At 68.2% G+C, this 12,784-nt stretch carries 15 protein-coding genes and 1 pseudogene; 8 read left to right on the forward strand and 8 right to left on the reverse strand.

The window, feature by feature from the left end; all coding sequences use genetic code 11:
* The first annotated feature begins 41 nt into the window (after positions 1 to 41).
* The gene (locus WMF28_RS28000; protein WP_437596389.1) at positions 42 to 344 is read left to right on the forward strand and encodes a hypothetical protein; all 303 of its coding nucleotides are present in this window, start codon (positions 42 to 44) and stop codon (positions 342 to 344) included.
* 215 nt (positions 345 to 559) lie between these two features.
* Positions 560 to 1,492 (forward strand): integrase core domain-containing protein, encoded by a 933-nt coding sequence (locus WMF28_RS28005; RefSeq protein ID WP_437596390.1) that lies wholly within the window; start codon positions 560 to 562, stop codon positions 1,490 to 1,492.
* 224 nt (positions 1,493 to 1,716) lie between these two features.
* On the opposite strand, the gene WMF28_RS28010 is transcribed toward WMF28_RS28005, so the two are convergent.
* Entirely contained in the window at positions 1,717 to 1,923 is a 207-nt protein-coding gene (locus tag WMF28_RS28010) for a hypothetical protein (RefSeq protein ID WP_437596391.1), read from the reverse strand.
* Positions 1,924 to 1,951: 28 nt separating this feature from the next.
* On the opposite strand from WMF28_RS28010, the gene WMF28_RS28015 reads away from it, so the two are divergent.
* Both WMF28_RS28015 and WMF28_RS28020 read left to right on the forward strand, forming a co-directional pair.
* The gene (locus WMF28_RS28015; RefSeq protein ID WP_437596392.1) at positions 1,952 to 3,112 is read left to right on the forward strand and encodes a glycoside hydrolase family 11 protein; all 1,161 of its coding nucleotides are present in this window, start codon (positions 1,952 to 1,954) and stop codon (positions 3,110 to 3,112) included.
* Positions 3,113 to 4,359: 1,247 nt separating this feature from the next.
* The gene (locus WMF28_RS28020) at positions 4,360 to 4,542 is read left to right on the forward strand and encodes a hypothetical protein (RefSeq protein WP_437596393.1); all 183 of its coding nucleotides are present in this window, start codon (positions 4,360 to 4,362) and stop codon (positions 4,540 to 4,542) included.
* Here WMF28_RS28020 and WMF28_RS28025 read toward each other — a convergent pair.
* Positions 4,529 to 5,005 carry a DUF4260 domain-containing protein gene (locus WMF28_RS28025; protein WP_437596394.1) on the reverse strand — a complete coding sequence of 159 codons (477 nt, stop codon included), beginning with the start codon at positions 5,003 to 5,005 and terminating at the stop codon, positions 4,529 to 4,531. The genes WMF28_RS28020 and WMF28_RS28025 overlap by 14 nt on opposite strands.
* A 113-nt stretch (positions 5,006 to 5,118) precedes the next feature.
* Here WMF28_RS28025 and WMF28_RS28030 point away from each other — a divergent pair, with 113 nt between their 5' ends.
* Complete coding sequence (locus tag WMF28_RS28030; protein ID WP_437596395.1) at positions 5,119 to 6,081, forward strand: LysR family transcriptional regulator; 963 nt, start codon at positions 5,119 to 5,121, stop codon at positions 6,079 to 6,081.
* 166 nt (positions 6,082 to 6,247) lie between these two features.
* Here the strand turns inward: WMF28_RS28030 and WMF28_RS28035 are convergent, their stop codons facing one another.
* On the reverse strand, positions 6,248 to 6,448 hold the full coding sequence (locus tag WMF28_RS28035; RefSeq protein ID WP_437596396.1) for a hypothetical protein: 201 nt from the start codon (positions 6,446 to 6,448) through the stop codon (positions 6,248 to 6,250).
* 88 nt (positions 6,449 to 6,536) lie between these two features.
* Positions 6,537 to 6,788, reverse strand: a complete 252-nt coding sequence (locus WMF28_RS28040; protein WP_437596397.1) for an addiction module protein — start codon at positions 6,786 to 6,788, stop codon at positions 6,537 to 6,539.
* 254 nt (positions 6,789 to 7,042) lie between these two features.
* Here WMF28_RS28040 and WMF28_RS28045 point away from each other — a divergent pair, with 254 nt between their 5' ends.
* The gene (locus tag WMF28_RS28045; RefSeq protein ID WP_437596398.1) at positions 7,043 to 7,564 is read left to right on the forward strand and encodes a hypothetical protein; all 522 of its coding nucleotides are present in this window, start codon (positions 7,043 to 7,045) and stop codon (positions 7,562 to 7,564) included.
* A 114-nt stretch (positions 7,565 to 7,678) separates the two neighbouring features.
* On the opposite strand, the pseudogene WMF28_RS28050 reads toward WMF28_RS28045, so the two are convergent.
* The 3 genes and pseudogenes from WMF28_RS28050 to WMF28_RS28060 form a co-directional block, all read right to left on the reverse strand.
* Positions 7,679 to 7,905: pseudogene (locus WMF28_RS28050) on the reverse strand (dihydrofolate reductase family protein); the annotation flags it as partial.
* Between the two features lie 152 nt (positions 7,906 to 8,057).
* A complete protein-coding gene (locus WMF28_RS28055) occupies positions 8,058 to 8,507 on the reverse strand; it encodes a hypothetical protein (protein WP_437596399.1) in 450 nt (149 codons plus the stop codon).
* 130 nt (positions 8,508 to 8,637) lie between these two features.
* Positions 8,638 to 8,817 carry a hypothetical protein gene (locus tag WMF28_RS28060; RefSeq protein ID WP_437596400.1) on the reverse strand — a complete coding sequence of 60 codons (180 nt, stop codon included), beginning with the start codon at positions 8,815 to 8,817 and terminating at the stop codon, positions 8,638 to 8,640.
* 388 nt (positions 8,818 to 9,205) lie between these two features.
* On the opposite strand from WMF28_RS28060, the gene WMF28_RS28065 reads away from it, so the two are divergent.
* Together WMF28_RS28065 and WMF28_RS28070 are read left to right on the forward strand one after the other, a co-directional pair.
* Positions 9,206 to 9,397, forward strand: coding sequence for a hypothetical protein (locus WMF28_RS28065; RefSeq protein ID WP_437596401.1), 192 nt, complete (start codon positions 9,206 to 9,208; stop codon positions 9,395 to 9,397).
* Between the two features lie 472 nt (positions 9,398 to 9,869).
* Complete coding sequence (locus WMF28_RS28070; protein WP_437596402.1) at positions 9,870 to 10,697, forward strand: NAD-dependent epimerase/dehydratase family protein; 828 nt, start codon at positions 9,870 to 9,872, stop codon at positions 10,695 to 10,697.
* Between the two features lie 319 nt (positions 10,698 to 11,016).
* On the opposite strand, the gene WMF28_RS28075 is transcribed toward WMF28_RS28070, so the two are convergent.
* A complete protein-coding gene (locus WMF28_RS28075; protein WP_437596403.1) occupies positions 11,017 to 12,369 on the reverse strand; it encodes a DUF1552 domain-containing protein in 1,353 nt (450 codons plus the stop codon).
* Positions 12,370 to 12,784 lie beyond the last annotated feature (415 nt).

Here is a 12,784-nt window from a genome sequence, read left to right on the forward strand (position 1 = left end):
AAGCGGCCTCGGCGAGCGCGGCGCCGACGTAGCTCTTGCCCGTGCCGGTCATGCCGATGGCGATCACGTTCTGCTTGGCGCGCCCCCCAGCCGCAGGCGCCGAGCCCACGCACGACGCTCTTGTCGAGGCCGCGGGCGGGGTCGCACCACAAGTCCTCAGCGACGACAACGCGTTCTCCGAGGCGCAGCTCAAGACGCTCAAGTGCCAGCCCGACTATCCGGCGTCGACGCACACGGGTACGACCAGCGACGCGCCCGAGCCCGGCGCCACGCCCGCCGCGGCGCGACCTCTGCCGCTCACGTCCCAGAGCCGGAACGCGCCTCTCCGCGCGATCCACGCATAGGATTCTCGTCCGGCCTGTCTCAAGCCTGGTGGCATTTTCCGCTCTCTCTGTGCCAAGGTCGGGTGAGACAAGCTGCCCCTGGAAATCTGTGGTGAGACGGCGGAGAATGGACCTGACCCGTGCTGAAGCCTTCCCACCTCCGATCCGTCGACCCTACCCCAGCCCCAGCGGCGCAGGGCACGGCTTCCCGCCCGAGTGGCGTTGCCGTCGAGACCGTGCCGACGCCGGGCAAGCGGCGGAAGTTCTCGGCGGCGGAGGAGCTGCGCATCGTTCGCGAGGCGGCCGCGTGCCCCCAGCGCGGGGACATCGAGCCGCTGCTGCGCCGCGAGGGCATCTACGGCTCCCTCCTGACGGCCTGGCGCAAGCAGCCCGCCCTCCACGGCAGCGAGGCTCTCGCGGGGCGCAAGCCCGGCCGCAAGCCGAAGCAGGACGCGAAGGACCGGCGCATCGCCGAGCTCGAGAAGCGCCTCGCCTCCACCCGCACGATGTACCGGTTGCTCGCGGTGTCCGGCGAGAGCGCGCAGCTCGCCGAGCAGCTCTTCGCGGAGACCGTCGCCCGCCACGGCGTCGAGCCCGGCTCGCTCACGGTGCACGCCGACCGCGGCTCCGCGATGAGGTCGGAGGGGCTCGCCCAGCTCCTCGGATCCATCGGCGTCGGTCGTACCTTCAGCTGGCCTCACGTCAGCGATGACAACGCGTTCTCCGAGGCGCAGCTCAAGACGCTCAAGTACCAGCCCGACCATCCGGAGCGCTTTGCATCGCTGACTCATGCACGAGCGTGGTGCCAGGAGTTCTTCGGCTGGTACAACGACCTTCATCAGCATGCTGGCCTTGCGCTCTTCACACCTGCTGATGTATTCTACGGCCGCGTCGAAGGTATCGCGGCCCGTCGGCAGGTCGCCCTCGATGCGGCCTACGCCGCGCATCCTGAGCGCTTCCCGAACGGTCCGCCCGTCGTACGCAGGCCGCCTGCCGCGGCAGCCATCAACCCGCTGTCCGTAGACGACGCCGGAGAGGCCGCGGCGTCGACGCACACGGGTACGACCAGCGACGCGCCCGAGCCTGGCGCCACGCCCTCCGCAGCGGCGCGACATCAACCGCTCACATCCCAGAGCCGGAGCGCGCCTCTCAACGCGATCCACGCATAGGATTCTCGTCCGGCCTGCCTCAAACCTGTTGGCAACTTCCGCGGACGCTCCATGGCGCATAGATTCAGTCGAAGGACCGCATAATCTTCCAGAGAGAGCATGGCCCAGGACACAATTTTTGCCAGAGAATGGGTCAAGGCATAAGCCGTGAAGCATCATATGACCACATATCGTCAGCAAGCAATCTGGAAAACATCTATGACAAATTTGAAGCAGAATCAATTCTATCGTTGGTTCGCACTGGCGTTCGCGTCAGTCGCGCTAGCAGGCTGTGGCGGTGACAACAATACCGCAGACACCTCGAGCAGCTCATCGTCTTCTAGCAGCTCTTCATCCTCCAGCTCCAGCTCCAGCTCCAGCTCCAGCGCCAGCTCATCTTCGAGCAGCGCCAGCTCATCTTCGAGCAGCTCCAGCTCGTCTTCGAGCAGCACCGGTTCTTCTAGTGGCGATCTCGCATTGGTGGTCGCCATCAACTCCGGTAGCAATTCGAGCGCAACGATTGATGGCGTAGAGTACCAGGCGGACAAATACGCTCGCGGCGGCTCGACCAATAGCACGCAAGACGCTGTCGTTGGTGGGCCGCTCTATCAAACAGAGCGGCATGGCTCATTCAGTTATGAAGTCCCGGTTACCGCCAACGGCAACTTCACCGTTAAATTGCACTTTGCGGAAATTGCTCAAAACAGCGCTGGCTCACGCAGCTTTAGCGTTGCAATCGAAGGCAAGACCGTCATTAGCAATTTGGATCTTTATGCCGAAGTTGGTCATGACGTGGGCTACACGGAGACCTTCGCGGATATTGCGGTGAATGACGGCAGCGTCACTATTGAGCTGATTAAGGGCGCAGAGAACCCCACCATCGCAGGATTCGCTATTTTTTCCAACGATGGAGAATTGGACACAACGGTCACACCCGTCCCCGACCTGTCCAAGTTCTCAGCCTACACTCAGAGATACACTGACAAAACAGTGATCACTTCAAATCACGCAACGGGCCACGTTGGTGATTTCTTCTTCACCCACTGGAAAGATGGCGGTTCGACATCTTTGACCGTGGACCCGAATGGCGAATTCAGCGTGACCTGGCAGGGCGGTGGCTACAACTATGTCGGTGGTCCAGGATGGCATTACGGAGATGAGAACCGGGTGATCGGCTACCGCTTCAACAGCGACAGCGGCGCGAGCTATATCACGTTGTACGGCTGGGGGTACGACAAGAGTATGCCCACTTCAAACGCGGCACACCTGGTGGAGTATTACATCCTGCAACGATGGAGTTATGATCCCAGCCAGGGTGCCACCGCCGGCAAGAGCTTCGTGAGCAATGGTGTTGAGTATTCCACTTACCGCTCAACGCGGCAGCAGCAGCCCTCTATCAATGGTCGCTCCACTTTCTACCAGTACTGGAGCAAGCCTGCTCGGCAGCAGGCCCTCGGACAGGACCACAAAATCATATTCGCCGATCACGTGAAGGCATGGGCCGACACCGGCTGGATCATTCCGAACATGAACAATCTGGACGCGAGCGACGATCCCACCTATCAGGTCATGGCCGTCGAGGTGTTCAACCCCGGCAGCAATGGAACTGCAGCTGGTCGCGTTTGGAACGAGACGCCCTAATCGGTCGGGTAGCCCCGGGCGGTTACCCGCCCGGGGCCCCCAGTCCCGGTAGGGACGACCCTTTCGGGTCGCCCCCCGGACAGAGCCCGGCGTGCAGATTTCCCGCACCGGGCTCCCACCGCCGGTCTACGGGCCAGCGAATCTTCGATCGGGCCAGGGGTGCACGACGCGCGGAGGCGGAAGAGGGTATAGGGCTCGGCGAGCTCGGCAAATCACCCGGATCCGAGCTGAGCGTCGCTTCTCCGCAGCGCCCGTTCCAGCACGCCCGGACCTCGATGTGCGCCGACGCATTCGCGGCGAGCCCGATAGGCCCCGAGATCTGGACGCCGTCCTCGCAACCGACGTCCGTGCCGTTGCACAACGGACATCCGGCGATGAGCGCCGCGAGCGCGAGGAGGGCCGTCCCGGCGGCGGCCGCGCGCAGCACCGCCCGGCCGCGCCAGCCGCCTCCCGCTCGGGTGTCCCCACGCCTCGAGGAGGACGGATCGATATTCAGGATCGCTGTGGCCGAGGTGCCGGTTCCCTTCATGATACCCTCATTGATGCTGGCTAACGCGCCGTGGGCGGGCCGGACCTCCGATGCGGGATCAGGCTAGCCGGGCTGGCGATAAGCAGGTGTCGAGGATCCCATCCACGCACGGGGCGAGCAAGTTATATGCTCGCCCGCCGGGCGCCGCGGGGGGTCCAGCACGGTTCCGGCAGCGAGGCGCGAAGGGGCGTGGGGTCCGGGCGGCGGGCGGCGTTCGGAGCGCATCCAGCGCGGCGCGCTCGTGCCGCCCTCGAGCCCGTGCCGCGCGCCGCGCACCTTGACGCCGGCGAGCGCGTCGCCCCGAGGCGGGTACCGTCGGCGGCGATCGGCACGGCATCGTTCGCCGGACCGCCAAAGCCCCATGCGGCGATCGTGACGATGCGCAGCCTCACACTTTCGCCCTCCGGCTCGACCCGGGCAGCACGCCACCCTGGCGCGGCAGGGCGGGGTCAGCCATCAGACGCCCGTGCGCGCCGCGCGAACTGCTCGGCACTCAGCCAGCTCCGCTCCCATCGGTCCCCCGCTCGCCCCACGCCACTCTCGTCGCCATCGCTCGCTCCTTCGTCGCGATGGGAACTGGTAACCGGCGCCGCACGGACCGTCACGATGGCGTTGGGTTGCGCGACGAGCGCGCGGCCATTCTTCACTGTCCGAGTGCTCTCACAGATTTCTGATCCACTGTTCGAACTCACCCACCGGGCACTGCGGGTGCAAGAGGGTGCAAGAGATAGACACCAGCGCCGTCTGCGGCGCGGACCATCTCGATCAGGTGATGCGGCTCGATCCGAAGCTCTCGCAGAATTTCGAGGTCCTCGGTGAAGTTGTCGAGCCGGGCTGCCGTCCACTCTGTTACTTCAGCAGCCGTCTTCAGGTCGCGACCGTTGTCATCATCGTTGCTTGACAGAGCGCTTCGAGCCCACGCGGCCGAGGTGCGTGTCGCCGAACGCCGTCCCGTACTTGAGCCCATAGCCCAGCATCCGGTCGAAGCCGATGTGCCCGACCCAGATCGCCGCGCCGAGCAGCAGCGCCGGCGAGCCAAGCGCGACCGACGCGACCGCGAGCAGCGCCGGAGCCAGATGGCTGTGCCCCGCGTTGTAGGCCACCGCGCCCACCCGCGGGCCCGCAAGGTAGCCGAGCATCGACAGGTCGGGCAGGAGGAACAGCGCCGCGAACCATCCCCAGCTCCCGCCCAGGTGCGCGTAGGCGAGCAGCGCTGCTCCGAGCACGAGCGCGCCCTCGAGGCGCAGGAGCGCGCGCGGCATGCCCTTGGCCCCGCCCGCCGAGACCTCGCAGGTGGGCTGCGGCGCGGGGCGGCGGGCAGAGGGAGCAAGGTCGAGCGCAGGGAGCGTCGCGGCGGTGGTCATGGTCGTTCTCCTCGTCGTGCGTACCGGCGCGGGTGCCGGCGACGTGGAGAGCATGGTCGCTGCGGGTGCTCATGAACATTGTACAAATGCGTCCATCCGCTCATCATCTTTTGATGAGCCCAGCCGAGCCCTCGTGGGACCTCTACGGTGCCTTCCTTGCCGTCATGCGCACCGGCAGCCTCTCCGCCGCCGCGCGTGCCCTCGACGTCGCGCAGCCCACCGTGCGCCGTCAGATCGAGCAGCTCGAGTCGCAGCTCGGCGTCGTGCTTTTCACCCGCGCGCCGAACGGCCTGGTGCCGACCGAGCTCGCGCTTGCCACCCTGCCCTACGCCGAGTCCATCGCCGCGAGCGCGCGCGCCCTCGTGCGCGCCGTGTCGAGCCCCACCGGTGCCGACCGCGGCACCGTGCGCGTCACGTGCAGCGAGGTCGTCGGCGCCGAGGTGCTTCCCCCGATGCTCGCCGCGCTCCTCGTTGCTCATCCGCGCCTTCAGATCGAGCTCGTCGCCACGAATCGCACCGAGGATCTCCTGCGCCGCGACGCCGATGTCGCCGTGCGCATGGCGGAGCCGACGCAGGCCGGCCTGGTGAGGCGCTGCGCCGGGCGCGTCGAGCTCGGCCTCTTCGCCACCAAGGCGTACCTCGCCGCGCGCGGTGCCCCGACGTCGCTCGCGGGGCTCGTGCCGGACCACGCCCTCATCGGCGCCGACGGCTCCCGCGCCATGATCGACGCGATGGCCGCCGCCGGGCTCGCCACCACGCCGCGCGATTATGCGTTCCGCAGCGACAGCGACATCGCCAAGCTCGCCGCGGTGCGCGCCGGCCTCGGCATCGGGGTGTGCCAGCTCCCGCTCAGCCGGCGTCCGGTGCCGCTCGTGCGCGTGCTGCCCGCGCTCGCCTTCCACCTGGACGCGTGGGTCGTCATGCACGAGGATCTGCGCGCCGTGCGCCGCGTCCGCCTCGTCTTCGAGCACCTCGTCGCGCAGCTGGGTGCCTACGCGACCCAGGCACGCGAAACACGGCCCGTGGCGGCGAAGGCCCGGCCGCCGGGCACGCGGGGGAGGCCCAGCTCGGGCTGAGCGGCGAGGGCCCCTTCAGGACGACCGAGGTGGGGTCTCCCACCTGGCCCACGTTGACACCGCGCCCGCCTCGCTGGAGTGGAGCTCGCCCGCGTCCGTGCAACGCCTTGAGAGTCACGTGCAGCGAGAAGCGACGTCGGGTGCATTGCCGTATTGGGCGGGCCATTCACAAGGCACGAGTGAGCCAGTACAGCGGACGCCGCTTTGCATGCGCGATGGCGAGCACGAGCGTGTGCTCGGGGTGCACCTCGAACGCAATGACGTACGGAAAACGGTCGACGATCGCTCTGCGAATGCTCTGTGGTGCAGGAGAAGTTCCTGGCCAGATCTGAAAAGATGTCGGGACCTCTCCGATCCGATCGAGCATCGACGAGACCTCGGCGATGAACTCGTCGCCCAGCCCGGGGCGCGTCTCGTCGTATCAGATCGCCGCCGCGCGAAGCTCGGCGCGCGCCTCAGGATGAAGCTCGACCCGCACGCCGGTCCTCGAGCTCCTTCAGGAGCTCCGCCCGCGCCGTGCCCCAGTCGACCGTCTGGACCTTACCCTCCGCGACCTCGCGCGCTCGGCGCGTCAGCTCACCCGCCCACGCTGCTGCGACCTCCTCGGCGTCGGGCTCCTCAAGGCTGGAGAGCACTTCTTCTGCCAGCCGGGCCCGCTCGTGGCGGGGCAACAGCAGCACCTGCGCGAGAAGTTCCTCGGTGGACATAGGGAAACTATAGCATGGCTCGGGTCCGCCACGCACGGCGATGCCGCCTCCAGCTCGATGGCCCGCCGCACCCGCGCCAGGCTGGTCTGCTCGCAGCCAGAACAGGCGATGGCACGGGCATGCCGATGCTTCTCCGAGCCGCGCAAACACGGAGGTCGAGATCCTCCGAAGCTGGATTCACCCCTCCTACGGCTGGAGGGGATGGCGGCGGGGACTTGCCCGGGCCGAGCCGTGCACCCGACGGCGCCGATGGGATGGTTGGCGGGAACGCGTGCTCGGCGGAGACCGTGGCCGGCGGGCCTGCCGTGGCGAACCCGCGCGAGGGCGGGCTCCCGAGCGTCGGCGGCAAGGGCGATGACGGATTGCCCGACGGCGCGGAGGACTGTCGCGACGGCGAGACGACGCCGACGCCGAACCCCAGCAACTACGGACGGCGAGGACGCGGGGACGGGGCCGACGTGGGCTGCACGGACGGTGACTACGGGAGCTACGACGCGCGAGGCACCGTCGGCGCCCTCGGCCAGGGCATCGGGCGCATCAGCGAGGCCGGCTGGGAGGCGAACTGGACCGGCGACGGCGGCTGGGGCACGCCGGGCCAGGGCGGCGGCGGAGGCGGCCGCAGGGGCGGGCTCGGCGTGTGCGGCGCGGCGTCCAGGGGGAGCGCCGGGGGAGGCTCGGGCGGGGCCGGCGGCCGCGGTGGACGAGGCGGCAAGGCGGCAAGGGGGGCGAGAACGGCTATCCGAGCATCGGCATCGTCGCGCGGCACGCCAGGGTGACCGTGCGCGACAGCGAGATCGAGACGTCCGACGGCGGCCCGGGCGGCGACGGCGGCGAGCCCCAGCGAGGCGGACGAGGCGGCCGGGGCGCACGGGGCGGCGTGCTGGAGGACCCGCGATCGGACTGCTCGGCGCCTTTGGCCAGAAGCCCGACCAGATATCGTAGGTGCGACGGCCAAGCCGCAGATCGAAGCTCTCGTCATGCGCGGCGATGACTGCGTCCCGGCCAGCGGGGTCCGATAGGGCGCGGTCCAGTCGCCGTTGGGGAAGTCGCCGTCTTCGCCGGAGACCTGGATCATGCCGTCCAGCGAGATGTGTTCGATGATCGCGAGCTTTCTCAGTTGAGTCTTCGTGCTCTGGGGTGCCAACACCCAGGCATCGGCATCAAGCGATGTGTGCCGTCTGCCCAACGATCCTGCGAATCAACGGCGGCCGCAAGCCCGTCGGATCCATTCGCCAGTCAGGCTGCCTCTTGGCCTCCTGCATGGACGCGTCACGAGCGATGCTGCGCGGTCGGCAGCCATTCGAGTCGAAGCTTCGGATACTCATGCCCAGAGGGATCGCGCTCCAGCTGCGCGGCTTTGCTGAACTCGATATCTCGTGCACCATCAACGTATAGCAGCCGAAACGGGCAGCAGCTGCCGTCCACAAAGGCGACGCAGAAGGTCGTGAACGGATTCGTCAGCCCCGCGGGGCCAAGGATGAACGCCTCAAGCTCCGTACGATCGGCGAAGCCCCAGACAGAGGACTCTGGCACATGGCCCGCGTGATCGACCACGATAAAGCGATCGTTCAGCTCGATCTCCGGGGAAAACGGCGGCTGAAGAGCGCCAGCCGTCATTTCGATCCTGGAGAGCGTCTCCAAGAAGTCGCTGCCGTCGAACGCCCAGGGGTCAGCGACGGCGCATGCGGTCAGGGCGTCGGCCAGCTGAATCAGGTTCATAGAAGCGCGCGGGAGGCGGCTACGTAGGTCGGCCTGACGTCTTGGGCTTCTGCCGCGTGTGGGTGCGCTGCGCGCGCCCACACGCCGGTCAGCAGGCCCTTGTTGGGCGGAGCTATCGCCCATCGCCTCGTCACGAGGCGTTGCGAACGAGCGTCACCTCGCGCGGTGGCAGCCGTACGATCTTCCGCCCGCTCTTGGCCTCGCGCGCCTTGAGCGCCTCGGCGAGCTTATCAATATCATAGTCGTGCTCCTTGGCGATGGCGTCGCGGGGAGCACGGACCTCGTCGATGATGGAATCGGAATAGCGCATGATGTTACTCCTCCACGAGCTCCAGAGGCGTGCAGATAACCGGAGGCTCGAAGCCACCAGCTCGGCAGATCTCCGGGGTCGCCCGCCGAAGCTTCGTCGACCACGAGCTGCGAGATGTACAAATCGTAGGCGTCCCGCCGTGCCCACCACTCGCCGGTCACCTCTTGATGCGCCGCTCGCACCAGATCGCGGCTCGGCCTGGCAGTCAGGTAGCTGACGATGCTGGTTTCCACCTAGACGCTCGGTTTCATGCACGGGCCTCGGGGATGAAGCTCGTGGATCGTACAGGCCCGCGGCAGACCAGGCAACGCTCATTCGGCCACCCCGACCGACGAGCGAGCAGGCGGTCTGCATCGCCGCGAGGAGGCCGAATCGTTCATGGCGGCGGGTGCTCGCGCTGCACGGCGCCGTCTGCGTGCTCGCCGCGCCCGCCCTCGCCGCGCTCCCTGCTGTCGTGGCGCTGAACGCGGCGGTGTCGCTGGCGCTGCTGGCCATCGCCGTCCGCGCGTTTCCGCCGCCGCCGATCGTGACCATGCTGGTCGCGACGGCGTGCTTCGGCGCGGCGCTCGTGGTGCGCTGAGCGTGCGGGCGATGATAGCTCATAGCCCATCGCAGTCGCCACGAGCGGCCCGTCGGACGAACCGTTGCGGCATCGCTCGTTCAGGTTCCGGCGCACCGCGCTGCAATCGTGAGGCGGCGGCCCGAATGCGCGCTGGCTCGTCTCGGTACACGACGAGATATGGAAAGCGACGCACCCGCTGCCGCGCGCCGAACGCATGCGCTTCGAGCCCGCGTGGCGCCGCCGGCCCGAAGCGAAACATCAGCTCGATCTCGGGGCGCGGGATCGAGACGTGCGGCGCGTCGCCTGTGCGCTCGTTCGCGAACAGCGCCTCGACGGCCGGCGCAATCGACGCGCTGGGCGCGAGGCGATGGCGGCGGGGGCTCGCGTGCAGGACCGGAGGACGAACGTGCGCGCCGATCGCGCATGCCCGCGCGTGACATTGTCCGCTTCTTCCAATTCCCAACCCGCGCGCGTCGCTAGCATCGCGGTCATGAAGATCCTCGTCACCGGAGCGACCGGAAAGGTCGGAAGCCGTCTCGCAAAGCGCCTCGCCCGCCGGGGCGATCATGTCCGCGCCCTCGTGCGCGATCCGAACCGCGCCGCCGAGCTGCGCGAGCACCGGGTCGAGACCGTGAAGGGCGATCTCCTCGACGAAGCCTCGCTCGCGCCCGCGGTGCGCGGCATCGACGCGGTCGTCCATTGCGCCGCCTTCTTCCGCGGCGCCACCCCGGAACAAGCGCACACCGTCAACGACCTCGGCACGCAACGACTCGCGGCCGCCGCCCGCGCCGCGAACGTGAACCGCTTCGTCTTCACCAGCACCGGGTTGGTTTACGGACCGAGCGGCGGCCGCCTCGCCCACGAGGGCGACGACTGCGCGCCGCCACCGGGCTACCCCGCGAGCAAGCTCGCCGCCGAACGCGCGCTCTTCGCCCTCGAGGGCCTCGATGTGCGCGTCCTCCGCCTCCCCTTCGTCTACGGCGACGGTGATCCGCACATCGAGGAAGCGATCCCGATGATGCGCGGCTGGCCGCCGTCGCAGCGCATGGCCTTGATTCATCACGCCGACGTCGCGCAGGCTGTCGCGCGCGTGCTCGACACCGCATCGCCTTCGCACCGCATCTACAACGTGGTCGACGACGAAGCCCCCGACCTCGCCACCGTCTTCGCGTCGGTCGGCGCCCCACCGCCCGACGGCTCGGCCGGCGAAGCGGCCCGAGCCTTCGACGTCCTCCTCGACGGCCGCCGCATCCGCGAAGATCTCGGCTTCAAGCCCGAGTTCCCGCGCCTCCAGGATGCGATCGCGGCGGGCGCGTGATGTTCTCCGGTCGTCCAGGTAGGCGGACGCGCATGCCTCAACACGCGCGCCATCGACCACAGTCGGTCAACGAGCGCCACGAGACGCGGGGCACCGCTGGATACGGCGCTCCACATCGCCGGTGAAGTCGGGTAAGTCCGCGCCACAGTCGCGAGGCGGCGGCCCGCAGGCTGGGGCGTGAAGGCGACCCGCGGGCGCGTAGCGACGACGAGCACGTGGAGATCCACCCGATCGTCGATCTCGACGGTCGAGGATGGCTCGCGCCCGCCGCTTGCGCCGGCGGCGAAGCTCGCCTTCAGCCAAGCATCGCGGGAAATGCCTACATGAGGTTCGTGAGCGGCCCGGTGCAGTACGCCGGCGCGCCGAACCTGGTCCGGGTGTCGCCGAACAGGTTCAGGATCGAGACGAGCAGGTTGTTGTGCGGGAGGTTCGGGTACCGGACCCAGCGCCCGGTGCGCAGGCCCCCGCCGCCGCCGGCCAGCAGGAACGGCATGTTCGTCTTCGCGTGGGTCGGCGGATGCGAGATCTCGGAGCCGAAGAAGACGACGCTCTCGTCGAGCAGCGAGCGCCCGCCCATGTCGACCTTCTCCATCTCCTGCAAGAGATAGAGGTGCTGCTCCGAGTACCAGGTGTAGATGAGCTCGCACTCGGCCGGCCTGAAGCCGCCCATTTCCTGGTAGAAATGGTGGTGCTCGGCCAGGTTCAGCCACGGCAACGTGTACTTCGCCTCGGTGTCGCTCCACTGCAGGGTGCCGACCGCGGTGATGTCGCAGGCGAGCGCCATCACCAGCATATCCGTCATGAGCTTGCCGACCTTGGGGATCGCCGCGTCGGTCGAGGGGTCCTTGATCGAGCCGGGGTCGTCCGCGTTGAGCCCCGCGCTCGGGTTGTAGTCGGACGTGTCGACCCTCGTCGGGACCCGGCAGGCGCTCGTCGCAGCCGGCGTGCTGCCGAGGCTCTGCTCGATCTCGCGGATCTTCGTCAGGTGCTGGTCGATCTTGTGCTTGTCGGCCGCGCCGAGCCGCGCGGAGAGGGCGGCGTAGCGCCCGTCGAGGAAGTCGAGGATCGATCGCTTCCGCGCGAGGCGGAGGGCGGCGTCGTCGCTGGCGCCGGGGTTCAGCGTGCCGAAGAGCTCGGTGAAGATCTCCACCGGATCCAGGCGCGGCGGGATGGGGCTGTACGACGCGGTGTCCTCGAAATTGGCGACGTTCATCGGCGACATCAGGCCGTGGGACTTGCCCGTCGCCCAGCGCACCGCGAGCTGGACGCTCGCCTTCGCCGTCCGACCGGCGGAGATCCGGGAGGCGATCACCTGATCGATGGACGGCCCCCCCGCGTAGCCCGCGTAGCCGGTCGAGTGAACCATCTGCTCCGTGCCCGTGAGCCAGGCGATGATCCCGGCCTGGTGCTGCTCACCGCGCGCGCTCTTCATGTCGAGGCCGTCGACGACGAGCAGCCGGTCCTGCACCGGCGCGAGCGGCGCCAGGATGGGACCCAGGGTGAAGCTCGTCTCGGTGCCGGTCGGACGCCAGCGGTCGATCAAGGTCCCGCCGGGCGTGTAGACGGCGACGAAGCGCCGGGCGGGGGCGGGTTGCGCGCGCGCCAGGCGCTCGGTTCCCATGATCTCCAGCCACGGGAGCGCGACGGCGATGGCGCCGGCTCCTCGCAGCATGGCACGTCGGCTCAAGCGGAATTTCGACATACCCCTCTCTCCTGTCGTCGGGATGGCCGAGCGAGGCCCCCGAGAGGACGCGCCTGCTTTGCTGTCACGCCTCGTCCGCTCCGGACGCACGGAGGCTTCCTCATCGAACCACAGGCATTCTTCATGAGGAGTTCGAGGTCATCGCGAAGGCCACGAACGGAGCTTCCGGCAGCGCAGAGAACGCCAGCATCGTTCTGGCGAATCAACGGTTTCACCAATGGCAGTAGCAGATCGCCATCGGACCGGCTCACCACGAGAGCAGATATTGCCGGAGCGAAGTTTTTCCGTCGCAGCGTGAACCTGCTGCTCACCGCGACGTGGCATGCCACAGCATCTCGGTCGCGGCCCGCGCGTTCGGCCGCCGCCGTGCTCTTCCCCGGCGGAC

The sequence above is a fragment of the Sorangium sp. So ce590 genome (assembly GCF_051521365.1).
Lineage (GTDB): Bacteria > Myxococcota_A > Polyangia > Polyangiales > Polyangiaceae > Sorangium.

What these genes read in the sequence shown, in the direction of transcription:
- WMF28_RS28025 (WP_437596394.1), bottom strand. Translation starts at nt 5,005, where the DNA reads ATGACCACCGCCGCGACGCTCCCTGCGCTCGACCTTGCTCCCTCTGCC.
- WMF28_RS28030 (WP_437596395.1), top strand. Translation starts at nt 5,119, where the DNA reads ATGAGCCCAGCCGAGCCCTCGTGGGACCTCTACGGTGCCTTCCTTGCC.
- WMF28_RS28035 (WP_437596396.1), bottom strand. Translation starts at nt 6,448, where the DNA reads ATGCTCGATCGGATCGGAGAGGTCCCGACATCTTTTCAGATCTGGCCA.
- WMF28_RS28040 (WP_437596397.1), bottom strand. Translation starts at nt 6,788, where the DNA reads ATGTCCACCGAGGAACTTCTCGCGCAGGTGCTGCTGTTGCCCCGCCAC.
- WMF28_RS28045 (WP_437596398.1), top strand. Translation starts at nt 7,043, where the DNA reads ATGGTTGGCGGGAACGCGTGCTCGGCGGAGACCGTGGCCGGCGGGCCT.
- WMF28_RS28055 (WP_437596399.1), bottom strand. Translation starts at nt 8,507, where the DNA reads ATGAACCTGATTCAGCTGGCCGACGCCCTGACCGCATGCGCCGTCGCT.
- WMF28_RS28060 (WP_437596400.1), bottom strand. Translation starts at nt 8,817, where the DNA reads ATGCGCTATTCCGATTCCATCATCGACGAGGTCCGTGCTCCCCGCGAC.
- WMF28_RS28070 (WP_437596402.1), top strand. Translation starts at nt 9,870, where the DNA reads ATGAAGATCCTCGTCACCGGAGCGACCGGAAAGGTCGGAAGCCGTCTC.
- WMF28_RS28075 (WP_437596403.1), bottom strand. Translation starts at nt 12,369, where the DNA reads ATGCTGCGAGGAGCCGGCGCCATCGCCGTCGCGCTCCCGTGGCTGGAG.